Genomic DNA, 24,839 nt, shown 5'->3' with positions numbered 1-24,839 from the left:
AAAAAAGCGCAAAAGACTTGTACTATTTTCGGGAATCGACGATACCATACATGGAGATCTTCTGCATATGGAAACATCAATCCACGTTTTACGAAAAACCTTACTGGAGATGAAGGAAAACTACTCTTTTGTCTGCATCAAAACAGGTACGGAAACCGAGGACATGGGAGAAGAAGAAATCTCCCTCTTAAAAACGATCACCGCAGGAATTATGCCTCTCTATGTCAAAATTGGAGGCCCGGAAGCTAGAAACGATATCCGGATTTGCCAAAGAATCGGAGTATCTGGAATTTCTGCACCTATGGTGGAGTCGGAATATGCATTAAAAAACTTCATCCAAACTATGAAGAATCTCTTAACACCATCTGAATACGAATCCTATAACAAAGCAATCAATATGGAAACCATCACTGGGTATAGAAATTTGATGGATATTTTTGATTCAGTACCATTCCAGAGTTTAGAGCAAGTAACAGCCGCTAGATCAGACTTAAGTGCTTCTATGGACAAAAAACCTGATGACAAAGAGGTCACAAGGATTTCCAAAAAAATCATTTCAGAGGCAAAAAGCAGAGGGAAAAAAACTTCTGTTGGTGGGACCATCACCAAAACTAATTTTGAACTCATTGCCAATGAAATTGAACCCGACTTTATCAACTCTCGCCACGTGATGGTAGATACAAAAAATGCAATGTCCATCGGCCCAACTGACGTGGCGGAATGTATGTTGTTGTTTGAAATGGATTTATTTGAATTTTTCTCAAAAACCTTTCCAGAAAAAGGTTATTATTACCGCAACCGAGTGGAAATCAACAGAGAACGTATTGGCGAAAGAAAGGTATTGTACTTTATACGCTAAGTGGTTTATTTATTTTTTTTATTCAGTTTAGTTTCTTCTGTTCTCTTTATTTCTCCTAAAAACTTTCATACCCCCTTTCAAAAGGGGGTATTTCTTTTTTTATTATTCTTATCAGCATTCAGCTTCTGGAAAGAAAAAAAATCCAAATCAAAACCAAATTCCATTTCGACTAACTTTGATTTGTTATCCAACAAACAAATCACCTTTCTCCCCTATTTACTTTGTATCAGCTGTTTTTTCTTTTTAATTGCGAGTAGCATTCATACCTTTCACTTAACAAAGTCTCTGGCCGATGTTTATTTATTTCAAGATGCGGATTATATTGGCATTTCGGATATCCTCCTTTCTATTTCTCACGGAGAGGGATTTACTAGTAGTTACTATTCAGAATCAGGAGAGGGAAGTTACCTTCACCATCACTTTGCACCAGGAATGGCAGTTTTATCTCCATTTGTTAGTTTGATTCCAAATAGATGGGGACTCGCTGCAGGAGTATTTTTTGTTTACCAATTGGGAACCGTTCTTTGGCTAATATGGGCTTACCGAATTACAAAAAAGAACTCGAAAGAATTCGGAATTAAATTTTTAGTTTTCTGGGTACTTGTAACAAACCAATTGTATCTCTATCGCATTGGATCCAGTTTTCATTTTGAAGTTCTGGTATTGGTTTTTGGACTTTTCTTTTTTTATGTTTGGGAAAAACGTGAGATTGAACAAAATGTCCGCCCGCGAAGCATTTGGATTTATTATAGCATTTTATCTTTTGCCACAATTCTTTACCTTTCCATCAAGGAAGATATTGGAATTTATTTACTTCTGTTTTTTCTGCCAACAGGTTTAAAACTTTTATACAATCAATGGAATCAATACAAAAAAGACCGACATTCGAGTGAACTAGCCAGTGTTCCTTCTCAAGAAAAACCTGTCATCCCATCACTAACAATTGTTTTCAGTATTGCATTAATTTGGCTGTGTTTTGTGTTTTTCATAAATCCAATATTTGGTGATAGACCGGAATCCATAACTTGGGCAAAGGTTCTGACGCAAGAATACCATTCCGCATTCAAACAAGTAAGCGGTTTCCAAAAATCATTCCAAATCTTTCTAGAGTTAATCGTTAGCGGAGGACTCGGGATCTTTCCAATGTTGGCTGAAGTTATGGGAATCGGACTAATATACGCGACTCATATATTTTCCACTAGGCCATGGCACCATGAAGTTTATACGTATTACAGTTATTCGCTAATGCCCTTTATCCTCTATACAGGAATTTTATGGATCCAATCCGAGAAAAAAACATCCCTATCTTTTGCCTTTTTGATTCTCACTTGTCTTTTTTGGAAAAATTCTTTGGATCAAAATTTTCCATTGGATACGAACATAAAAAGTCCATGGAATCAACCCAACTTAGAAGAAATTCGAAAAGATTTAAAAAAAACAAATAAATTAATTCTCTCGAATCCATTAAAGGCTATATCGCAAAATACAAATCTGAATTCGAATATAATGTCAAATTCAGATAAAGATAAAAACCTAAAAATCGAAAAAGGTGTTTTTGTATTCTCTCAATACAACCTTTCGTTTCAGATCACCGACCAGGTGAAAACTTATCCTCTAGAACAAATCAAAAATGCATCTTCGATTTGTAAAAAGGCAAATTTTTGTTATGTGGTGTTTTCTCCAGAGTTCACTGATGAAATTCTCTGGCCGAAATCTCGAATTTTGGAATATAAAAAAGAATTAGAAAATCAAAAGGGTGTTTTCGTTTGGAAAGGAAAACAAATTGAAGTTTGGCAGTTGCCACTTTCAAACTAGTATGATTGAAATTATCTGGTTCGGATTCTCAAGGAAAGTGCAATTAGCGATTAACAGATAACCTGCTTATGCAAACGAGCAACAGAAAGATTATTTGTCATAGTATCCAAAAAAACTGAATTACCGCAACAAACGATACTCAACCTACAAAATGAAAAACTTCGTATCCATTTTCCCTTTTTTCGATACGAATTAATCCTTCTAAAACTAATTTCTGGATGATGCTATACACAAGTCCAAGAGCTGTTGGTAAATGGCCACCGTTATGGACTTTTTTTCCAATGGCTGCTTCCATTAGCACTTTTAAATCAGATTCCCCTTCTCTGAGGCGGCGAAGGACTCCTTTTTCAAGGATACTTAATGTTTTTTTTACAAGAGTAATCGTTTTTTTCGGATCTTCTATTTCACTACCATGGGCAGGTAACATTCGTTTAATGGGCTCTTCTAAAAGTTTGGAAAGTGTAAAATAATAATCACCCAAACTTCCATCCATTTCCGAATAAATGGCTGTGAGATTGGCAATAATCAAATCTCCTGAAAAATAAATCCCCGTCGAAGGATCTACAGGCGTGATATGATACAAATTATGACCGGGTGTATGCAAAAAACGAAATAACCTACCACCTAACTCTAAACTGTCGTTATGATCAATTTTGACATCGATTCTTAAGACAGGATCCCCTTTTTTGGTTTCACTAAATTTACTATAAAACTGTCGCCAACCTTGGCGAGATTCTTCCAAAATCCGATCTAGTTCTTCCTTATCCCCAAAAGCTTTATGAAACAAGTCTTCCGTGGCCTCTTCAAATAGCACCATCGATTCTAAATAATTTCCGACACCATCAGCCATAGCACGATACCCGTAATAGGTTACGTTTTTTGCATAAGACTTAAGAACTAAAGAAGAGGAAATATGATCCAAATGATTGTGAGTATAAATGATATGACGAATGTCTTTAAATGAAAAACCTTTAGTTTTTAAAGATGCCTGTAACATCGGGATAGATTCTATATAACCAGAATCAATTAAAGTCAAACCATCGTCACCTTGATACAAATAGATATTGTTAGGAGCGTAAAACGGTTGGGGCAGGATAATTTTAAAGACACCATCCCCGATGTCTTCCATCTCAGGAATTCGTTTGGGGATGGTAACTTTCATTTTTTCACCTTATGGTTGTTTTTTGATGATCAATCTTCTTTCAATTTCGAAGATTTTTTCTGGGATTTTTTCTTTTCCTAATTTCTTTTTATCGTTTTCTTTGAGGAAAAGATCCGCACCAAATTTATCCAAAGCATCGTTTGCTTTGATGTTTTTGAGTCCGATGAATTGGATTTGAACTTCACCCGCAGGGATTCCGTATTCAGTTCCTTTGTCTTCTGTAGTTAATATACGAGAAATACAGGTCACTGTATCACCAGAAAAAGCAGGTTGTGTGTGGTATCCTTCAGTGAATCCAAGTTCCCAAATTGCGTTTTCAGATATATCACGAGATGCCATACCAGCTAACCAACCAAATACGAGTCCACCATAAACCACTGGTTCTCCACCCATAGGGCCAGAGATTCCTGCGGAATACAATTTATCATAATGAAGTGGGTGGGTGTTTCCTACGCGGAAAGTCCATTGGTAATGTTCGTCAGTGATGGTTCTTCCATTTTGGTGAACATAAATTTGGCCTGGTTTGAAGTTTTCAAAGTAAGTATGTCCCCAAGTAACATCTTTCATTTCCGTTGGGAATTTGAGGTTAGGAAGTTTGAGGGCGGGAGTTTTTGACTCAGGAAAGAATGCAGAAGCATCACCCGGTTTTGGATTGCCTTTTGGTTTTCCATTGGATTGGTAAATCATGATTTTACGTTCGTATTGTAAAACCACTTCATTTTTTTGATTCAGACAAAGTGTTCTTACATGAACGATTCCTGGTTTCTCAGGGCCCTTGTCATCCACTCCTAAAATTTTTGTGCGAGAAGAAAGAGTGTCTCCTGGATAAACAGGTAATAAAAATTGTGCGTTGTAATAACCGAGGTTGGCAAGCGCCTTCTCACTGTTATTTTGTACACCAATCGAAAGTGCTAAATTAAACACCATCAGTGGATGAACTAAAAGATCGGCAAATCCATGAGCTTTTGCATATTCTGCAGATAGGTAAAGTGGATTTGCATCCATAAACACAGTGGCAAATTCTTGGGCAAAACTTCTGTCCACAGTGAATTGACGAGGGTGAACATAGATATCACCTACATTGAATTCTTCGAGGTATCGTCCATAAATGTTCTTTTTGACATCAGAGAGAGAGGCAGGTGTGCTGGGAGCTAACTCACCAAAGGGGGACATAGGTTTTTCGGCCATGGGAATTCCTTTTTCGAATGGGATAGGACTAATTTTCCAAGAGAGGTCCTACCGAAAACGATTTTTCAGACTCATCCGGTTGCTCGTTTGGCGTATTCCTCCTTCCAAGCACTATGCCAATGGTACCATTCTTCACGTACGGCACGGTAACGAACCAAATCACTGCGAACTTCTAACATGAGTGATTCCAATTCTTCCACACGACGGAAAAGTCGTAAGGTCAAAGCCTCCCACTCTTCTTTGTTCTGGTCCATCCATGGTTCCATATTTTTTATATCGGTAGATCTTTTCCGTAAAATGTTGCTTTTTTAGTCACCTCCCCGTTCGATTCATGGATCATGAGCTTTGTTTTTCCTTCCGAAGATTCCATTCCAGAAAAATACAGGATCCAACCCATCCACCAAAAAGAATACCTCTTAGATGGAGAAATACGAATTTGGGAAGGGGAATCTCAAATTGTCAAATCACCAATCTTTTTAAACAAAAATGGGAACTTGGAACAAGTAATTTTAGGTTCCTATCCTAATTTTGATGCAACACAAAGTTTGTTAGCACTCGAAGCTGCCGTCAAAGCTTACAACCACGGAACAGGTGTTTGGCCCATAGCCTCTTCAAAAGAACGTATTGATGCCGTTCGGAAGTTCATCACACTCATGAAGGGAAAAAGAGACCAAATTATTTTACTTCTTATGTGGGAAATTGGCAAAACAGAAAAAGATGCCACAAAAGAATTCGAAAGAACTATCGAATATCTTGAAGATACAATTGAATCTTTACAAGAACTGGAAACAACTTCCTCCAATTATATCAAAGAAGGAGGTCTCATTGCACAAATCAAACGTTCTCCTTACGGTGTGGTTCTTTGTATGGGGCCATTCAATTACCCTTTAAATGAAACATTTTGTACCCTCATCCCAGCCATCCTTATGGGAAATACAGTGGTTTTCAAACCAGCAAAGTATGGAGTGTTGTTACTCCAACCTCTACTTGAATGTTTTCAGGAAGCTTTTCCTCCAGGTGTCATCAACACAGTGTATGGGGATGGTGCCAAAGTCATTTCGCCGATTATGGAGTCTGGAAAAATTGATGTTTTTGCCTTTATCGGTTCGAGTCATACTGCCAATCTCATCACAAAAAAACATCCAAAACTCAACCGCCTAAGATCCGTTTTGGGACTCAACGCAAAGAACCCTGCGATTGTTTTACCCGATACCGATTTAAAAACAATGGTTCCTGAAATTCTTTCCGGATCACTTGCTTATAATGGACAAAGATGTACGGCACTTAAAATCCTATTTGTTCACAAAGATATCTTAGATGAATTTACAAAACTTTATTTAGAAGAACTAACAAAATGGAAAGCAGGTATGCCTTGGGATAAGGATGTGAACTTCACACCACTCCCAGAAGAGGGAAAAACCAAATGGTTAAAGGAACTTTTGGATGACGCAATCACTCAAGGCGCCAAAATTTTGAATGCAGGTGGAGGAGAAATCCATGAGTCGTTTATGTTTCCTGCAATCCTTTCGCCAGTCCCACCAAATGCACGTTTATATCATGAAGAACAATTTGGGCCACTGGTTCCCATTGTTCCCTTTTCGACGATCGACGAACCTTTAAATTACATTTATGAGTCCAATATGGGCCAACAAGCAAGTGTCTTTGGGAAGGATCCAAAAACGATTGGCAAACTCATTGATATACTCGTTAACCAAGTGGCCCGTGTGAATTGGAATGCACAGTGCCAAAGGGGTCCAGATTCCTTTCCTTTTTCTGGCCGTAAAGATTCTGCCGATGGAACTCTTTCGGTGGCCGATGCCCTTCGTGTATTTTCCATTCGAACCGTTGTGAGCTTCAAAGACAATGAGATGGGACGTAATCTTCTAGGAGAAGTACTGAAGGAAAGATCTTCCAACTACCTAAGCCAAGAATTTCACTTGTAACTCACTTTCTTTCTCCGATACTTGAGAAAGGTAAATCCCTAAATTGTTTTAGAGGATAAGGGAGGTTGTACTAAACATGCGTTGGAAATTGTTCGTATCCTTCCTTTTTTTGGGTTGGTTTCTTTCCTGTAACCAAGTGAATCCACGAGATGAGTTGCTTTTTACGCTCATCAGTGGCCTGAATCCCATCGTTACTTCATCTTCCTCTGTTTCTGTGTCATCCTCTGCAAAAATCAATGTATCCAGTACAAGTATTTTATTGAAATATGGAACACCGCAAAACTTCGGAATTTCTTTGGTCAAATTACCGACAGCAAACGTAACCATCTCATTTACATTTTCCACTACTAAAATGACAATCAATGGTTCGGCAACTTCACCGAGTCCAACGACTCTCACTTTTACACCTGCAAATTACAATGTGGTACAAACCATAAGTTTGGCATCTACAACACAAATTTTAGATTCTTCTTCTCTCTCAATCTCTGCCACGAGTGTCGATCCGTTTTATAACACGAGCGGTGCAGTCTCCGTCAGCCATCAGAATATCTATTTGGCCTATACAGGGAATTCGTTTATATTTCAGAATGCTGTGGCGGCACCAACTCTCACTCCTTCTATCACCTTTGTAATTACCAATTGTTCTGTGACTCCAACTCTTCCCACTGGATTGAGTTTGAATGCGAGCAATTGTGTGATTTCTGGAACACCTACTAGTGGCACACTACCGTCCTCCTCCTACGCAGTCACTGCTACAAACGGTACCGATTCCGATACTCATAACATTTCGATCCAAATTGAACCAACAGTTTATAAAGTTTTTATCACAGCAGCGACTTTTGATGGGAATCTACAAGGGGCGGCTGCCAATGGCCCAGCTGGTGCCGACTTAAAATGCAATGCCGATGCAAACAAACCATCGACTGGAACTTATAAAGCAATGTTAACAACAGATGGTGGAGCAAGAGTTGCTTGCGACACTACGGGAAATTGCACAAATTCTGGAGAGAATACCGATTGGGTTTTTCAGTTTGGTAAATATTACGTTCGTGCCAGTGACTCAGCATTTTTATTTACTCCTAATACGGCAGGAATCCTACCGGCATCTTCGAGTATTTTTTCAACAGCACCTTACACAATGAGCGAGTCTTTCGATTCTGGATTACTCAAAACCTATTGGACAGGCCTTGCCACACCTAATTTTTATTGGCAAGTTGCGTCTGCACAAGTTACAAATACTTGTTCGAATTGGACTAGTGGATCTGCGACCTCTCCTGCATCGGAAGGTGGCAGAGTGGGAAACTCCAATTCGAATGATTACACCGCATTCCGAAATGGAGCGAGTGGTGTATCTTGCGCTAGCCTCAACTACCTAGTTTGTGTAGAACAATAAATTTCCCAAATTCAATTTGAATGACTCATATGATAAAAATGTTATTTCGAGGAGACCCATTTACTTTCACTGCCCCATAATTTTTTGATGAATGGTGTCGACTTTCACTTTTGTATTTCTAATGATTCTCGTTGTCTCTTTCCTTTTCTACTAGCTTACCTAGTTCAGCGATTTTCTAATTCCAGCCACTTTCAATTTCTAGATAATTTCGATTTCCCACCCCTCCCTTTTTTACGCTGTTTTCTTTTTACACCCAATTGATTTCGAACCTGACTGGAAAACGTAACTCACTTACTTTTTTCACTCGCTTTCCAAAGAAACTGGGTTACAATCTTTCCCCGTGATCCAAATACTCATTAATTCCCTAGCTGGGAAAACAGTATCCCTAACCCAAAAGACAACTGACTCCCTACTAAAAGGTGTCCAATTTCTTGTCAAAGGAAGCCTAACAAGCACAGGTGGAGGACTGGATTTACTATCGAATGCTTTCTTTTATAAACCCGAATGGCGAGAGGCTTTACAAAAAGCTGGAGTCCAAGTTAAGGAAACTGGCCACAAATCAAACGAAAGTTTACAAAAGACAATTGAACAAACAAACCAAGCCTTTGACAAAGCACTCTTCAAAGTAGAACTAACTGCCAAACAAAGCGATGATATGATATTTGATAACCGTATGGTTTCAAGTATTCTTGGAAGTTCTCATAATCAAAAATTCAAACTGACAAAGATTGACATGAGTTTTAGAACTTTTGGAAAAGATATTACTGCAAAGGAAACCATAGAAGAATTTAAGGATTCTAAAAAAACAAAATCCGTTTTATTTTTACCTGGATTATTTACGGATGAAACGGTCTGGCAAGAACAAGTCGTTGAATACAAAGACAGAAAAATCACCTCACCTGGACTTGCTACTGATTTACAAGAAATTGGTTACTACCCATTTTATTTGAGATACAACCATGGACTTCCGATCCACGAAAATGGAAAAAAATTAATGCACCTCTTGGACGTTTTTTTTAATGAAGATCCAAACATAAAACCGGATATCATTTGTTATAGTTTGGGCTGTTTAATCTTCCGCTCTTGTTTATACCATGCAAAATTAGAAAACAAAGAATGGCTCAATCGATTTGGGAAAGTAGTTTTGATTGCAGCACCAAACAAAGGTTCGTATTTGGAAAAAATTGGTTTTTGGCTTGGATTTTTATTTGAAAAAAGTCCAAATGTCGCTTTGAAAATCATTGGGATGATTGGTAATCTTCGTAGTGATGCTATCAAAGATTTATCTTTTGGCCTCATCCGAAAAGAGGAAAAAGGTTGGATGGAAACCATTTCGGGTTACTTCGGAGAAACCTACTTTGGCGAATTGGATGATGTGGACGTATACCAAGCTTATGCTCTAATGGAAGGTGTCGAAAATCCGTTACAAAACTTTCTAGGTGATGGGATCGTAGAGAAAAAAAGTCTTACCTATTTGACAGATAAGGTTTTTAATAAAAAAACAAACCCCACTTTACGAACATTAGAGTTAAATAAACAGAACCATTTTTCAATCATAAGCGCAAGGCCACTGATTCATTGGGTAAAGGAAGTTTTTGGTGAGGCACCTAAGATTTAAGTTTAAGTTGCCAAGGTTTCCAAATGTAATCTTACTGATTCCGCAAGAGCTTGAAAATCATATCCTCCTTCTAAAAAGGAAATGAGTTTACCATTAGAATAAGTATTTGCAATTCTCTGTACTTCTTTTGTAAAAATTTCAAACGAAGAGGTAGATAAATTCATTCCACCTAGTGGATCTTTTTTATGTGCATCAAACCCTGCTGATACCAAAACAAACTCTGGTTGGAAATTTTCCATTTCTCTATGAATGGATTCAAAATTAGATAGATATTCAAATTCCCCTGCACCTCTTGCTAGTGGAATATTTAAAGTGGTACCAAAACCCTTCCCTTTTCCTCGCTCTGTTAATGCTCCTGTACCGGGATAAAAAGGGAACTGATGAAGTGAAACAAAATAAACAGAATCATCTTCGTAGAACTGATGTTGGGTGCCGTTTCCATGATGTACGTCCCAATCTAAAATCAACAAACGATTAACACCTTTTGCCTGTAAATATTTAGCAGTAATTGCGATATTATTAAAAATACAAAATCCCATTGCATGATCGGTTTCCGCATGATGACCAGGCGGGCGAACCAGTGCCATTCCATTTCTCAAATTACCAGACAAAACTTCATCTGCAAGATGAAGCCCTGCACCCACCGCTAGACTAGCGGCAAGATAAGAATGAGAAGAAAAAACAGTATCGCCATCTAAATAACCAGCACCTTTTTCCTCACAGGCTCTCCCCACCAAACGAACGTAATCTGTATTATGGATTGATGAAATAACAGATAGAGGGGCTTCTTTAAAATCTTTTGACCATAAAAAATTCTTCGAAGGCAAATCAGAAATGTGGTCTAAAATTGACTCTAGTCGTCCATGAGTTTCTGGATGTCCTGGACCAGTATTGTGTTTTAAAAATTCTTTATGAAACGAAATTCCCGTTTTTAAAGACTCCATTGCGGACCTCCTGTTTATCAATAATTTCCAGAATTGTTTTTCATAAAAAATCGCTAGATTGTGAATTAAATCCCATATTACTAAGATCTCAACATCTATCGCTATTTTTGGATTTTAATTATTGAAACAACATAAACCGTTCAATAAATACAATCATTTCTACGATCTCTGAAATGATTCGATCAATTTGTTTTGTGATCTGAATTTTTTCTTCAGTTGTAATTTGTTGATCGAGTCCAGCATTTCCATAAATTGCATAAAATGTTTTGATATCGGCTGAAAATGATGTATTAAACCATTCTTTAAATGTTCTTTGTTTCATTTTGTATTCTGGTTTGATGGATCCGGAAAGTTCCCAAACAGATCCTTCCGTAAATCTCAACCTAATTTCAAATAATCCGCGGTCCTTTCGAATGTATGTTTCTTCATCAACAGGGGAAAAATCAATTTTACGCAACATCACAAGAACAAGTAAAATGTTTTCTAAATACTCAATGAGATACTTCTTTTCTGACCCACTGATTTTGGAATCGTCACCTAAATGTTGTAAATACGATTCCCCCATAGCTTGAAATAGCCGGGAAACTTCTACCATACGGTCTTTAAAACTTTTGGGATCCGATATTTCTTCTGGAAATCTTCCGTAAGATTTTAAATTGAAGTCATTGGAAATTTCTAACATGCCCAAATTTTCTTAGAGCCAGTGATTTTCGTCAATCGATTCGATTTGAATTTTCAGAACCAATCCAAATTCTTGTCATTACTACCATGAAACCGGCAACACTTTTTCTCCTACTTTTATTCTTCCTATCCTGCCAGTCGACTACCAGAACCGAAAGACGGCAAAATGCAGATTCCTCAGGAATTACACCTGACTTTATTGAAGGACTCTACATCAATACCAAAACCATACGAGATAAAAAACGATGGAGTTTGTTGTTCCAAGTGATGAAAGATGCAGGAATGAACACTGCAGTTGTCGATATGCAACCTTATCCACCAACTCCTGAACAAGTTGCAGAAGCAAAAGCATTAGGATTTTATATGGTGGCCAGAGTGGTGAACTTTGAAGGTGGACTCATAGAAAAAACACCTAACGTAAACCTTATGGCAACAATTCAAAAATCCATTCGCAAAGCTTGTGAGTTAGGATTTCCAGAAATTCAACTGGATTATATAAGATATGCTGATGGTGGAACTAATTTCAGTATGAGTTATGAAAAACGTTATGAATCCATTCTGGGAATCATAAAAGATCACAAAGAAAAAACCAAAGACAGTTGTTCGAAAGAAACTCGTTGGACAGCGGATATATTTGGAAGAGTTCCTTTTATTGAAAATGATGTGATTGGTCAAAAAGTAGAACCGTTTAGTGAAGAGCTCAATGGACTTTATCCCATGTTATATCCATCTCATTTTTACGGATTAACGAAACGAGTTGCGGACCCTTATGGAACCATTAAGGATGGACTAGACCTTACGGTCAAACGTGCCAAACAAGGAACAAAAGCCATAGCTTGGGTACAAGGGTTCAATATGATGGTAGGTCCAAGTAAATTAACTTATACTGATTATATCAAAGTACAAATGCAAGGAGCAAAAGACTCGTTAGGTCATGGATTCATTGTTTGGAATGCCGGTAACGAATACATCGACACTATGAATGCATACGAAAAGTACAAATCAGAACCCACTCCCAACAACCAAAATGTAACAAAAAACGAAAACTAAATCAAATCTGTTTTGTTTAATTTAAAAGCGGGAGTTCACTTTCCCGCTTCTTCTATATTTTTACGCCTGATATAGGCATCTGCTTCTTCTTCCGAACCCAAAACTTGAATCCTTAGTTCTTTCAGTTTCTTCTCTTTTTCTTGAGAAGAAAGACCAGAATTTTCTTTTAAAAATTCCTTTTCTTTAGATTCATACTTGGCAATTGATTCATGAAATTTTGTCTCCTTTGCCCTTTCTTCAGATAAACTAGCAGCTCTTTCTTTTCCAAAATATTTGGTTTCTATCTTATTTAGGTATTTTTCTTTTTCTTTTGGATCAGTGATCGCATTGAACTCTTTATCACGAAGAGTCATTTCCAACTGGTAATGATCGAATTTATCTTCTCTTGAGACCAATGCATCATAATAAGATCCATATGTTTTTTTCTTTAGGTCTTCAAATTGTTTCACTCGTTGGTCTGCAGGTAAATTGTTTGATTGTTTGATAAAATTCTGTGTTCCTTCTAAAAAAGAAACCTGCGATTCTTCCATTCCAAAAACTAAATCTGCCTTTTCCCCAAGGACATCCCTTCGTTTGGCTTTAATTTTTTCATACAATTCAACAAATGGTAAGTCGGTTGGTTGTTCCCACTTTCGATATTCTTCTTCATAACGAAAGTATGATAGGAATAAATCTTTAATTTTTTCTTTATCAGGAGATTCGTATTCCGAATCAAGATAAGCAAGAATTGTCGCATTACACTGATCAGGTGTATATTCCGATTTGCATTTGCGCCGCAAGGCCCATACTTCCCAAACAAAATTGACTCTACCTGTTCTCAAATCTTCTAATAACTCTAGATAAGGTTTGGTTCGATCTTCCCTAAATGGAGAGATAGCTTCATCCCAAAAACCTTCTCCGGTTCCAAGCGGGGAAATACGATCCATAGCCATTTGTTCTTCTGGACTGAGCGTTTGTTTAGATTGGTTTGTAACGGAGTTTTGTTTTAAAAAGTAAAGTAAACCCAAGAAGAAAAAAAGAAATACTACAACGATAATAATAATTTTTTTAAAATCCATTCTGAATGTATAAAAACCTAATTTGGAGCTAATTGTATTGAAATTGTTTAGAAATAAAAAAGCCGGATGATCATCCGGCTTTTACAGCGGGTTTTTATAAACCAGCTTTTGCGTTTTTTGCGATGTTTAAGTACCAACCTTGCACATCATAATAGTTTTGTCCGCTCCAAGCTAAGTTTGTAGCTTGTAAGTGGTCAATGCCAGTAGCAAACCAATAAGAAGAAGGTGTTCCTTTCCAAGCTCCCCATTTTTGAGAATTCAATGGAACCACACCATCATTGCCTCCACCTAAACCATAATACAATCCACCAGCCCAAGTAATTGGGTGTGTGAGTGCCATGATTGGGTGTTGGATGAGGTCTGCCCAAGCCATTTCACTTCCATAAGAGTAGTATTTGATTCCTGATGCATTTGGTGAATTTGAATTAAAAGTCTTCACATAACTTACAGTTAGTGATTTTCCCATTGCAATTACATCTTGCGGACGACCATCGCGATAAACTAATTTTGCAAGTAGGCTGAGTGCTGAATTTGCAAAAGGTTGCAACCAACCAGGAATCGCAGCTAGAACGATGTCAGCCATAGGAGCTCCTTGGTGAAGGGAATTGATGGAAGTAACCGTTTGTGTTTTTCCAGCAAAACCTAAGTTGGAAACCATATAACGAACAACAAGTCCACCTTGGCTATGGCCCATCAAATGCACCTTAGAACAACCATTTGCTGTCATCCAAGTAGATACAGAAGATTGGATTTGGCTTGCGCGAGTGGGAATGGAGTTGGTAGCCGAACTTCCAGGAGTTGTGACTTTTGCACCTTGGCTACGAAGGTAACCATCTAGGCCTCCCCAATACTTTACAAGTCCACCAGCTAAACCTTGGGTGTCGTCAAAACCAAGGATTCCATGGACAAGTGCAATGCACTGACCGTCAAGAGGACCGGCAAACAGACCGGAGGTGGGCACGGAGAGAAGGGTCGCTAAAAACCCAATCAAGATTTTCTTTTTCATATTTCACCTGAACTTTCTATGTTTTTTACAATATAAATCCATAAGAATGACACCAGTCAATAACTTATGGCAAATTAAGGTCAAATGTTTCGGAACGATGTTCTTAGTTAACACTGTATGTTCTCTCGTCTTAGGTGCGATTTCTAGTATTTGCCGCAATGGAATTGGAGAAACCAAATGGGAGACTGTTTTTTAAGAACTTAGTTCGTCTATAGGCTTTGAAGGGAACAATGAGAAACCAATGGCAAAACCTCCTCTTTTTAGGAATTTGTTTGGGGCTAACCACCCTACTTATTCAGTGCCAAAAAAATGCAGAAGACCAAACAACAGGGATTTTAGCGGGAACCTTACTTGCGTACCAAGCAGCCACCACCATCACTTGCACAAGTGAACAATTGACAAAAACCCAACAAGGAAGGATCTTCCAAACTAGCTTTGAGTCGGCTTCCGAATTTTCTGCTTTTTATATTGTTCCCTCACCTTACCAATCGGTTGCCACCCATGGACAAAGTACGGAACAAAAACGTACAGGCACATATTCCCATAAAGCATCTATTTTATCCGTAGGCCCCAGTTGTTTTTATCCACAAAATTGTAACCATAGAGGGTATCCAACCATCCAGCTCAACAAACTTCCGTCAGGTGGATTTAAAACACCAGTTTTGGTTGAGTTTTATGCCTACTTGGATATGAATCTACCGAACAGTGTTGACTGGTTTAGTTTTGCAACTTTTTCTGCAGATCCAAGTGACCAATGGAGGCGAGTGGTTCTTGTGAACACAGATTCAAAAAATTATGTTTATTTAATGCATGTTCCTAATCACAACCAAAACCAACATACTTTCCAAAATACAAATACCAGTTTTCCACAAAGGCAGTGGACAAAACTCACAACCTGTCTTGACCTTTCACCTTCGGGGGGATTGGCCAAAGTGTGGATGGATGGAACTTTAATCTCTACAGCGAGTGTTTCCGGAGGATGTGGCGTATTAGAACAAGCTCATTTTGGACTCTACGCTTCACCGACTGTGAGTTCAGGAACAATTTTTAATGATGATTTGAGAATAGAAGAAGTATCTGTTTGTCCCTAAAGAAACGGGCAAACTCAGAAACCTAACTCTTGTAGATGTTTGACCGGTGTGAGTTCTATAGAAGAAAATAACCCTTCTACTTCTTTAAAATTTCCTTGTGGGATGAACACTTTGGAAATTCCAATTCCTGCCAATTCTTTCAGTCGCAAACTGATTTGGCCCACACTCCTCACTTCTCCAGAAAGACCCACTTCTCCAAGAAATCCTATTTCTCTAGAAACTGGTTTGTCTTTAAAAGAAGAAGCAATGGATGCAGCAATGGCTAAGTCGAGACTTGGTTCATCAATGCTAAGCCCTCCAGCAAGATTACTGAAGATATCTGATTCAGATAAAGGAAATCCTAAATACTTTTCAAGAACAGCCGAAAGTAAAATTACACGACGATTGTCTAAACCTTCTGCCATACGACGCGCTTGCCCATAAGATGACTTAGTGACAAGAGCCTGCACTTCTACACTAATAGCGCGAGATCCTTCCATCACGGAAGACAAAACACTACCAGATCTTTCTTCTGATTCAGGAGAGATAAACAAACGATGACGGTCGAGTACTTGTTTTAAACCACCTGATACCATTTCAAAAATAGCAGTGTCACCTACGGCACCAAATCTATTTTTAACAGCACGAAGGATGCGGTAATAATTAAACCTGTCTCCTTCAAAATACAAAACCGTATCTACCAAATGTTCCAAAACTTTTGGACCCGCGATTTGCCCTTCTTTTGTGATATGACCAATAAGAAAAATGGGTACTGACGTACGTTTGGCGGTCTCTAAAAAAATTTGCGAAGATTCTCTTAGTTGCGTAATGGTTCCTGCTTGGTTGACCAAACTTTCTTTCAGAATGGTTTGGATAGAGTCAACAAAAACCACTTTGGGTTTTAAGTCGGTGACCATTTGTGAAATATTTTCCGCATACACTTCAGAAGATAATAAAATGTTCTCTGATGTGACTCCCATACGTTTTGCTCGAAGTCCTATTTGTGAAGCAGACTCTTCACCAGAAATGTATAAAACAGTACCTTCGTTTGCAATGTTTTTGGCGATTTCTAAAACCAAAGTGGACTTACCCACTCCAGGCTCTCCACCAACTAACACCAAACTACCGGGAACAATTCCACCACCAAGAACCAAATCCAATTCGCTAAAACCAGTAGAGGTGCGAAAGTGAGCATCACTCACCACAGAACCTATGGATTTAGGATCTGTATATTTTCTATCTTTTGGTTTTAGTGAAATAGGAGAATCAAATCTTCCCGAAGAAGTATTTCCTACTTCTTCAATTTGGTTCCATTCCCCGCAAGAAGGGCATTTCCCTGCCCACCTGCTGAAACTATCCCCACAGGATTTACATTGGTATTGGGGGAGTTGTTTTTTTGCCATCAGTGTTCGAAAAGATTTGGTACTTCTAAAAGATCAAGTTCCACTTGGGTTTCTAAAAATCCAAAACAACGTTCTGCAAGAGCAAATCGGTTTTCGCGGATCATCATCTCTGTTAGGATGGATTCAAGAGCAATTAAAAACCGAACATCCGTTGAAGCATAATCTACTTGGTCTTTCGTGAGGATCTTCTTTCCCCAATCAGAACTTTGATTTTTTTTATCTATGTTTTCTTCAAAAAATTCACGAATGAGTTCTTTTAACCCATGTTTGTCGGTATAGGTACGTGCAAGTTTACTTCCAATTTTCGTACAAAATACATTTTGTACTTTGATGCCAAGCCTTGCACGTAAGAAGGTCATGTCCATTCTGGCGAAATGAAAAATTTTTGTGATATCTTTGGATTCAAACAATTTTTGAATGTTTGAGGCCTCTTTTTGGCCAGGAAGGATTTGAACGAGTGCGACTTTATTTTTAGAATCGGAAATTTGTACGACGCAGAGCCTGTCCCTTCTGGGATTGAGTCCCATCATTTCACAGTCCACGGCCAACCGGTCATCCTTTTTAAAAGCTTCAAAGAAATCTTCGTTCAGGTCACCCTGGAGGACGACTGGTTTTATAGTTGAACGTTTTTGGGTCATAATGGCTTACTATGGAAACCACCCTAACAAAATCATCAAATAGATTTTTCCAAGATGAAAATTCAATACAGAGTTCATAATTCCGTCACCATTTCTAACTTCCTACCAGTTAAGGCAGGAGTTTACCAATCCGAATGTAAAAAATTCGAACTATTACTTCCTTCGACTTCGGACACCAAAACTGGTACTGTCCTCAGTCCCAAACTCATTTGGCGTGAATCCACAAGGCCCGAAGTGGGATTTTCAGTAGACCATTTGGAATTGGAATTATCCATTCTTCCGGATGGGGGCGGTTATTCTTTATTCCAACATGGATACCAATCCTGGTCCATTTCAAGAAAGGTAGAACCTACTTCTGTAGACAAACCTCCTTTTTTATCTTTTTTGCAATACTCCCAAGAGAATATTTATTCAAAACATGAATCAAAAGTAGGAAAGTTTATTTCTGAATACCTAACTCTTGTTTTTAATAAGGAAACTGGAAATGGTGTTTTGTATGCTCCCATCGAACAGGGAGAATTCGGAACAAAATTCGAAGTGGTCTTTGGAGAATCAGGAAACATAACATCCGTTAAAGTCATTTACGATATTCATTGTTTGCCTGACCTTCGCCCTAATGCCAAACTCAGTATTGCAAAAATCAAAGTCCTTCCTTTTAAAGGAAATCCAGAAGGAAAACTAGCAAAATACTTCGAAGAGTTAGGAAACAAAGAAGGTCCAGGTAATTTCCCGAAAAAAGTTCCCACTGGTTGGTGTTCTTGGTATTATTATTATACAAAAATTGACCAAAAAACCATATTAGACAATTTAACAAAAGTTAGAGAATTAAACTTACCTTTTGAATTCTTTCAGATAGACGACGGATACCAAAAAGAAATCGGAGATTGGCTTGTACCCAATGATAAGTTTCCAGGAGGAATGAGAATTCTGGCTGACGAAATCAAACGTGTCGGTTTAAAACCTGGGATCTGGCTTGCCCCTTTCCTTGTACGTAAAAAATCAGAATTCTTTCGTAAATATCCAGAGGCCATCCTCAAAGACCAAAATGGAAAACCTGTTCCTGCTATTTACCAACCACTTTGGGGAAGAGGTTATACTTATGCCCTGGATATCACACACCCAACAGCTCTCGCTTATCTAGAAAAAGTTTTTTCTACACTTGTTAAAGAATGGGGTTACCCATATTTAAAATTAGATTTTCTTTACGCAGGTCTATTGCCAGGCGATGTATATAACAAAAGTTTATCGCCACAAGCAAGATATAGAAATGCATTAGAACTCATTCGTAAAGTAGTAGGAAAAAATACTTTTTTACTTGGCTGTGGCGCTCCCATGTTACCGTCCGTTGGAATTTTTGATGGGATGCGAATCTCTTGTGATGTTGCTCCTTTTTGGTATCCAGAGAAATTACGTGTTTTCTTAAAAGACAGAGATGCACTCTGCACGAGGACGGCTCTCATCAACGATATCACTCGTTCTTCGATGCACCGACATCTATGGCTGAATGATCCTGATTGTTTACTCGTTCGTAAAAAAAGAAACAAAATGAATGAAGCACAAACCAAATTAATGGCATCCGTCATGGCAGTGTCAGGCGGGATGTTGCTTGTTTCGGATGATTTGACAAAACTGGAAACAGATCGTTTGGATCTGTTAAAAAAAGCGTTTCAACTCAATAGAGAATGCCAGGGTTATACGCCAATCCCAATTGGGATCTTTGAAGAAGAATTCCCAAGTGCCATGTACAATCCAGCCGGTTACCTTGGAATTTGGAATCCGTCTGAAGAAGAACGTACGATTCGAGTGTTGATTCCTCAAGGGTTAAAAACTAAAGAGCCATTTTTGGACTTCTGGACAGGGACAATGGTAAATCTAAGGATGATTGGTGGTCACTTTGAAATCACTTTACCTGCATTTGGATCTGTGGTAGTTGCCGTTTGACTCAGAAAATTAATTGACGGGTTGTATATTTGATTTAGAATCTTTGCAATTCGTCGTAAGAGGTTTTTTATGCGTATGATCAAACATTTGAGTATAGTTTCCGTGATTGCGGTCTTACTTTCATTTAACAACTGCTCCATTCTTGATTCGGCTTCAGGAAGTATCAGTCGATTAGGAGTTTCTGTTTCTGATTCTGCTTCTGCACTAGTAAAATCAGTTTCGAATAGTATTTCTTCTATCTCTGATAGCGGAAAAGAAAAAGCAATGAACGAGTACAAAGAAGATATCATTGCAAGCGTTGCTTTACAAATTCGTTACGAAAACCAAAAACAAGAATTAGAAAACCAACTTTCTTTGATTGCGAAATCTCATGGTGTTGTTGCTTGGAGATCAAACAGTGCAACTTATATTGCCATTGGACAGGGATTAAAACAAGCAAACCTTTCTCCTTCTGAAATGAAAACGGTTGCCGATGATGTAGCAAAACAAAATGGGACAGTCGCAAAACTGATCTTAAACGGGTACAATCTATAATTCAGATCACCTGGGGGCGGAGAAATACCGCCCATTCCTTATTATTTTTACTTACCTATTTTTTTATTTTTTTTCCCGTACATTCTAAAACAAATCAAAATCCTTTTGGTTTTTTATATATCAATGCAAATTCAGGACAGTCCAGTGGTGGCCATTCCGCACTACGTTTAGGTGACAGAGTGTATCATCTTCAATATTCCTTTGAAGATAAAATCTTTCACATTGTCAGAGAACCATGGGATGAGTTTCGCTTCCAATACGGTGTAGTCCAAAACCGAGATATAGAACTCTATGAGTGGGAGTTATCGGACCAATCCAAACGTCTGCTACGACAAAAATGGAACGAACTTTATTTAGTCCAAGAAACCCATATACAAAACCAAAAGAAACTAGAAGATCAATGGGAAAATTTGGTTACTAAGACAAAGGATAACCTATCATCCATACCCATCGCTGGGTTTGGATATTTTACCAATATCCCTGACTCAAACTCGCCCATCTCTACAATTTTTTCCCTTTCAGAAGAAGAACAAAATGCATTGAAAAATTCGATAACAGAATGGGAAAAAAGTGCGACAGAACTTCAACTAACAAACAATAGACTACAATTACCGAAAACCGACTCACCTTACCCCTTGGTTCCTTCACTGCAAACAAAAACCGAATTATTTAAAATTTCACAAAAAAGAATTTTTGTTCGTAAGTTTCTTTTAGATCCCGTTTTACTATATGAACCTGCTTTCATTCAATTAGATGGACCAAACTATCAACTCAGTGAAACCGAAAAAAAAATATGGGAAGGTTATCTGGATCATTTGGCAAAGGATCTACGTTCCTGTTTCTTTGAAACAGAATGCAACGATTGGGAAGAAATGACCTTACTCATTAGAATACTTTATATAAAAAAGTCAATCGTTGCAGGAAGCATAGTTTTTCCAAAAAAAAATTTAGAAGGTTTTTTATACCTACCTGAAGTAGAATTACCCGATTCCATAATAGCCGCCAAACAAGAAGAATATGCAATTTTATTTAATTCTAATAAAAAAAACTTTTCGTCTGGTTATGACCCCATTCATTTTTTTAATTGGGAATCTTTTCTTATAAAATACCAAGGATTTATCGATTCCAATATTTCCACCGAAGGAATAGAATTTAATTGGGTGGGTTACAATCCTTACCAACACGAAGCGAAGGAAAACTTAAAATGGCATGAGAATCAAAAAGATTTTTCAAACATAGAGGATAATTTAGCAACGTATACAAAAGGAATTCGAAATTTATATTCCTATCACTTGGTGGATCAAAATTGTACAACAGAACTTATCCGTTATCTAAATGAAATGTTTCCTGAAGGCAGAATTGGAAACGAGGTTTTCTGGAAACCTCTTTCAAACAATGTGATTAGTTTTAATTTTATCCCTTCAATTGCAGCTTTCAAATTAGAAAACAATTCATTCACAAAACAAATTAAGGTTTTTCCATCATACCGCAATCTCAAACGAAAACAACTCAATGGATTTACTGAAAAGTATTTTAAAGATCGTTTTGTTCCTACTTCAAAAATATATAAAACCAATCCTATTGATCACTCGTTTTTATTTTTCACTGAAGAAACTATTTGGGATCGTCCAATTTTCGGTTTGTTCAATACTGTTTGGGGGATTGGTTATACAGGAGTGGGTGTATTCACTGCTCCATTCGACCAAGGAAAAAGATTTTCAAAAGGAACTGAAACTGTATTTTATAGCCTTCCCGAACTTGTCTTTTTTAATATCCGTAAAGGACATTTCCCTTACATTACTGCAAAAGAAATTCCAGAAGAGTACTACGAAAAAGAATCCTTATGAAAACAGCATTTTTATTTTTCCCTTATCTATTCCTTTTGGCCTGCCAATTCCTACCTACAAAACCTTGGTTTTTGCCTGCGAACTCAAATGTTTATAAGATCATTGCGATTTTTTTTATTTTTCTACAATCATTGGTTCTTTATGGGAAAACAAAAGATTTACGTTTGTTTAAAATGTTTGAATCAATTCGGTTTTCAAATTGGGTTTTTGCGTCCATGTTCTTTTTTTGTTTGGTTTTATTTCCAATTCGTAATATGGATTGGGGTGATGGACTTCTCCTCCTAGAAACAAATCTTTTGGAAACCAAACTTTTTGGATTTCAATTCACTTTGGATGAAATTTTGGAAACTGTGATTCATAGTAAAGTTTCCAACTTCTTATCTTATTTGGGTTTTTCTGATGATCCAAGAATTTCTTATACTTTTTTATCACAACTCGCAGGGATTGTAATGATTTTTGGTTTTTTATGGACAGCCAAAGAAAACAAAAAAACAAATTCTTATTCCATTTTCGTTTTACTTTCGTCAGGTGGTATTTTACTTAACTTTGGATATACTGAAAACTATACGCTTACAACTGCCTCCCACTTAATTCTCTATATTTTTGTAACAAAATTTTCTAAAAATCCAAAAGACAACGATGTTTTGTTATACGGAGCAACCGCTTTAGTTGCAGTCTCTATGTTATTCCATTTGGTTTCAGGATATTTGGTTCTTCTTTTGATTTATTTATGGTATTTTCATTCCCCTAAAGAAAAAAAGATCAACCATTTGTTAGTTTGTAGTTTAATCGGATTTAGTATTCTACTACCTTGGTTTTCCTATTTTTTATTTTTACATGATCCATCCATCGACAGAAATAGTACTCATTTAATCCATCCACCATTCTATCCAAAAAATCGATTGGTTTCATTAAATCATATAAAAGAAATTCTTTCTGTTTTATATTGGAACGTTTCTATTGCTTCCTTATTTTTGCTCTATCAAATTATTTTTTACAAACTTGAGTGGAAAAATTTCATAAAAAAACCTGAATCCAAAGCCACTGTTGTTGTGATTTTTGCTTTTTTCCTTCATGGATTTTTCCATAACCCTCAACTTGGTTTTCCTGCAGACTGGGACTTGATGGGTTTTTATTGGTTGCCGATCACATTTCTCGCACATCAATTTTGGATCCAATCAAAAGAAATTCATTTGGAATGGGTTCCAATTTTTTTATTTGGAACAGCGATCGTAATTATTTCCGCAATCACTCTAAACCAAACGGATCCCAAAAAAGAACTTCTTTGGGATGTAACAAAAACAACAATTCAAAGTTATGTGGTCGAGAATAAAACCTACATAAACAACCTTTCTAAAGATGATAAAAAGTTTTTTGCCAAAGGTGATTTTTTATTTTATAAAGGACAAATCATCACAAGCCAACTTTGCGAATTTCCAGAGAAATCAGAAATCATTCTAGAGATGAGTGTACATAGAATCAACTGGAAAAAAGGATTTGAAAATGGAAGTTTTCAATCCAAAGAGGTGCTTAGTCAATTTTTGGTAGATGCAACCAAAACCAATATAAAATATATTAAATCTCTAGAAGCAAATAAGATATGTCATCCGCAGCTTTAGATGAAGTTTCTAGATATTGTATATAGTTGGTGATTTCAGTTTTCATACCATCAATTCGATTGGTTCCACCTGGAAGTTGGATTAAAGTTTGAACTAAAGGATGTGTACTAGATGCAAGTAAACCGTCAGAATAAAGAAAAAGTACATCACCAGTTTCTACTTGGATTTCATTTTCAGCAAATTCCATTTCTTTCAGAATTCCTAATATTTGTCCTGATTGGTCTTGCAAAATCAATGGGGCCCGTGATTCTTTTTGGAATACTATTGGGAAAGGGTGTCCACCTCTTGCGTAGGTTATTTTTTTCTTTGGATGATCCACAACAATACTAATCGCTGTCATACTATGTGTTCCAATTTCATTACAAAGTTCACCGTTCAAACGAGATAATAATTCGGAAGGAGCAACCGTTGTTGTTCTCGCCAATTCTTTATGTATCGTTGTCATCAGAATGGCAATGAGACCAGATGTCACACCATGACCTTCAATATCACCCATCAAAATCAAAGTACGATCCTCGTCCAATGGCAAAACTTGGAAAAAATCGCCTGAAACAAAACTCACAGGTTTGATATCAGCGTATATTTTATGTCCGAGTTGGGGTAAATTCATGGTTTTTGATTGGATTTTGGCTGCCAATCGAAGATCCCTTTTGATGGACTCATCCATCGACTCTTTATCTTTTAGAAAATTATAATATTCAAACGCTCTTGAAATGGCAGCTTCGATCGATTTAGTATGAAAGGGTTTTAAAATAAAATCGGAAGCTCTATGGTAAAGTGAGGAAACTACTGTTTGGATATCATGTTCCCCAGTCATCATAAGAACTTGGGTTTTTGAATCAATGGTTTTGATTTTTGGCAACAGGTCTAAACCTGAAATATGTGGCATATTGACATCTAGAAAAACGATAGAGTTTCGTTCCCCTTCGAAGTATTCCAAACCTTGTAGTGGATTTGTAAAATACCTAACGAAATAACCCAATCCATTGATAATGAGTTCTAAGGTTTCACAAATTTCTGTGTCATCGTCAATGATTAGGATCTCAGGTTTAAAAGAATACTCGGACATC

The 24,839-nt window shown here is 37.4% G+C and carries 21 protein-coding genes; 11 read left to right on the top strand and 10 right to left on the bottom strand.

The window, feature by feature from the left end; genetic code table 11:
* Nucleotides 1-67: 67 nt before the first annotated feature.
* Both CH364_RS02835 and CH364_RS02830 read left to right on the top strand, forming a co-directional pair.
* Complete coding sequence (locus CH364_RS02835) at nt 68-859, top strand: aldolase (protein ID WP_100742127.1); 792 nt, start codon at nt 68-70, stop codon at nt 857-859.
* A complete protein-coding gene (locus CH364_RS02830; RefSeq protein WP_100742126.1) occupies nt 860-2,674 on the top strand; it encodes a DUF2079 domain-containing protein in 1,815 nt (604 codons plus the stop codon).
* A 139-nt stretch (nt 2,675-2,813) separates the two neighbouring features.
* On the opposite strand, the gene CH364_RS02825 is transcribed toward CH364_RS02830, so the two are convergent.
* From CH364_RS02825 to CH364_RS02815, 3 genes are all read right to left on the bottom strand, one after another.
* A complete protein-coding gene (locus CH364_RS02825) occupies nt 2,814-3,836 on the bottom strand; it encodes an MBL fold metallo-hydrolase (RefSeq protein ID WP_100742125.1) in 1,023 nt (340 codons plus the stop codon).
* 9 nt (nt 3,837-3,845) lie between these two features.
* The gene (locus CH364_RS02820; RefSeq protein WP_100742124.1) at nt 3,846-5,024 is read right to left on the bottom strand and encodes a MaoC family dehydratase; all 1,179 of its coding nucleotides are present in this window, start codon (nt 5,022-5,024) and stop codon (nt 3,846-3,848) included.
* A 71-nt stretch (nt 5,025-5,095) separates the two neighbouring features.
* Nucleotides 5,096-5,278, bottom strand: coding sequence for a hypothetical protein (locus CH364_RS02815; RefSeq protein ID WP_100720202.1), 183 nt, complete (start codon nt 5,276-5,278; stop codon nt 5,096-5,098).
* A gap of 84 nt (nt 5,279-5,362) precedes the next feature.
* Here CH364_RS02815 and CH364_RS02810 point away from each other — a divergent pair, with 84 nt between their 5' ends.
* The 3 genes from CH364_RS02810 (at nt 5,363) to CH364_RS02800 (ending at nt 9,978) form a co-directional block, all read left to right on the top strand.
* On the top strand, nt 5,363-6,967 hold the full coding sequence (locus CH364_RS02810) for an NADP-dependent glyceraldehyde-3-phosphate dehydrogenase (RefSeq protein WP_100742123.1): 1,605 nt from the start codon (nt 5,363-5,365) through the stop codon (nt 6,965-6,967).
* Between the two features lie 76 nt (nt 6,968-7,043).
* Nucleotides 7,044-8,360: a DUF1554 domain-containing protein gene (locus tag CH364_RS02805; protein ID WP_100742122.1), complete on the top strand. Its 1,317-nt coding sequence runs from the start codon at nt 7,044-7,046 to the stop codon at nt 8,358-8,360.
* A gap of 340 nt (nt 8,361-8,700) precedes the next feature.
* Nucleotides 8,701-9,978, top strand: coding sequence for an esterase/lipase family protein (locus tag CH364_RS02800; RefSeq protein WP_100742121.1), 1,278 nt, complete (start codon nt 8,701-8,703; stop codon nt 9,976-9,978).
* Nucleotides 9,979-9,980: 2 nt separating this feature from the next.
* Here CH364_RS02800 and CH364_RS02795 read toward each other — a convergent pair whose 3' ends face one another.
* Nucleotides 9,981-10,922 carry a histone deacetylase family protein gene (locus CH364_RS02795; protein ID WP_100742120.1) on the bottom strand — a complete coding sequence of 314 codons (942 nt, stop codon included), beginning with the start codon at nt 10,920-10,922 and terminating at the stop codon, nt 9,981-9,983.
* Between the two features lie 118 nt (nt 10,923-11,040).
* On the bottom strand, nt 11,041-11,604 hold the full coding sequence (locus tag CH364_RS02790) for a hypothetical protein (protein ID WP_100742119.1): 564 nt from the start codon (nt 11,602-11,604) through the stop codon (nt 11,041-11,043).
* An 86-nt stretch (nt 11,605-11,690) separates the two neighbouring features.
* On the opposite strand from CH364_RS02790, the gene CH364_RS02785 reads away from it, so the two are divergent.
* The gene (locus CH364_RS02785) at nt 11,691-12,653 is read left to right on the top strand and encodes a putative glycoside hydrolase (RefSeq protein ID WP_100742118.1); all 963 of its coding nucleotides are present in this window, start codon (nt 11,691-11,693) and stop codon (nt 12,651-12,653) included.
* 35 nt (nt 12,654-12,688) lie between these two features.
* On the opposite strand, the gene CH364_RS02780 is transcribed toward CH364_RS02785, so the two are convergent.
* Entirely contained in the window at nt 12,689-13,711 is a 1,023-nt protein-coding gene (locus CH364_RS02780; RefSeq protein ID WP_100742117.1) for a lipase secretion chaperone, read from the bottom strand.
* Nucleotides 13,712-13,805: 94 nt separating this feature from the next.
* Complete coding sequence (locus tag CH364_RS02775) at nt 13,806-14,717, bottom strand: esterase/lipase family protein (protein WP_100742116.1); 912 nt, start codon at nt 14,715-14,717, stop codon at nt 13,806-13,808.
* A 230-nt stretch (nt 14,718-14,947) separates the two neighbouring features.
* Here CH364_RS02775 and CH364_RS02770 point away from each other — a divergent pair, with 230 nt between their 5' ends.
* Nucleotides 14,948-15,808, top strand: coding sequence for a heparin lyase I family protein (locus CH364_RS02770; protein WP_100742115.1), 861 nt, complete (start codon nt 14,948-14,950; stop codon nt 15,806-15,808).
* A 14-nt stretch (nt 15,809-15,822) separates the two neighbouring features.
* On the opposite strand, the gene radA is transcribed toward CH364_RS02770, so the two are convergent.
* Both radA and CH364_RS02760 read right to left on the bottom strand, forming a co-directional pair.
* Nucleotides 15,823-17,190: a DNA repair protein RadA gene (gene radA, locus CH364_RS02765; protein ID WP_100742114.1), complete on the bottom strand. Its 1,368-nt coding sequence runs from the start codon at nt 17,188-17,190 to the stop codon at nt 15,823-15,825.
* Nucleotides 17,190-17,828, bottom strand: a complete 639-nt coding sequence (locus CH364_RS02760; RefSeq protein ID WP_100742113.1) for a ribonuclease D — start codon at nt 17,826-17,828, stop codon at nt 17,190-17,192. Before CH364_RS02760 ends, radA begins: the two co-directional genes overlap by 1 nt.
* Before the next feature lie 54 nt (nt 17,829-17,882).
* Between CH364_RS02760 and CH364_RS02755 the strand changes: the two genes are divergently transcribed.
* From CH364_RS02755 to CH364_RS02740, 4 genes are all read left to right on the top strand, one after another.
* On the top strand, nt 17,883-19,769 hold the full coding sequence (locus CH364_RS02755) for a glycoside hydrolase family 36 protein (protein ID WP_100742112.1): 1,887 nt from the start codon (nt 17,883-17,885) through the stop codon (nt 19,767-19,769).
* Between the two features lie 75 nt (nt 19,770-19,844).
* The gene (locus CH364_RS02750) at nt 19,845-20,303 is read left to right on the top strand and encodes a putative lipoprotein (RefSeq protein WP_100743359.1); all 459 of its coding nucleotides are present in this window, start codon (nt 19,845-19,847) and stop codon (nt 20,301-20,303) included.
* Nucleotides 20,304-20,482: 179 nt separating this feature from the next.
* Nucleotides 20,483-22,150, top strand: a complete 1,668-nt coding sequence (locus tag CH364_RS02745; protein ID WP_243401215.1) for a hypothetical protein — start codon at nt 20,483-20,485, stop codon at nt 22,148-22,150.
* Nucleotides 22,147-23,769: a glycosyltransferase family 39 protein gene (locus CH364_RS02740; RefSeq protein WP_100742110.1), complete on the top strand. Its 1,623-nt coding sequence runs from the start codon at nt 22,147-22,149 to the stop codon at nt 23,767-23,769. Before CH364_RS02745 ends, CH364_RS02740 begins: the two co-directional genes overlap by 4 nt.
* Here CH364_RS02740 and CH364_RS02735 read toward each other — a convergent pair.
* Complete coding sequence (locus tag CH364_RS02735; RefSeq protein WP_100742109.1) at nt 23,726-24,838, bottom strand: SpoIIE family protein phosphatase; 1,113 nt, start codon at nt 24,836-24,838, stop codon at nt 23,726-23,728. The genes CH364_RS02740 and CH364_RS02735 overlap by 44 nt on opposite strands.
* Nucleotide 24,839: the final 1 nt, after the last annotated feature.

The organism is Leptospira harrisiae, assembly GCF_002811945.1.
Taxonomy (GTDB): Bacteria; Spirochaetota; Leptospiria; order Leptospirales; family Leptospiraceae; genus Leptospira_A; species Leptospira_A harrisiae.
The sequence above is the reverse complement of the archived record's forward strand: the minus strand, read 5'-3'. Positions and strand labels throughout refer to the sequence as shown.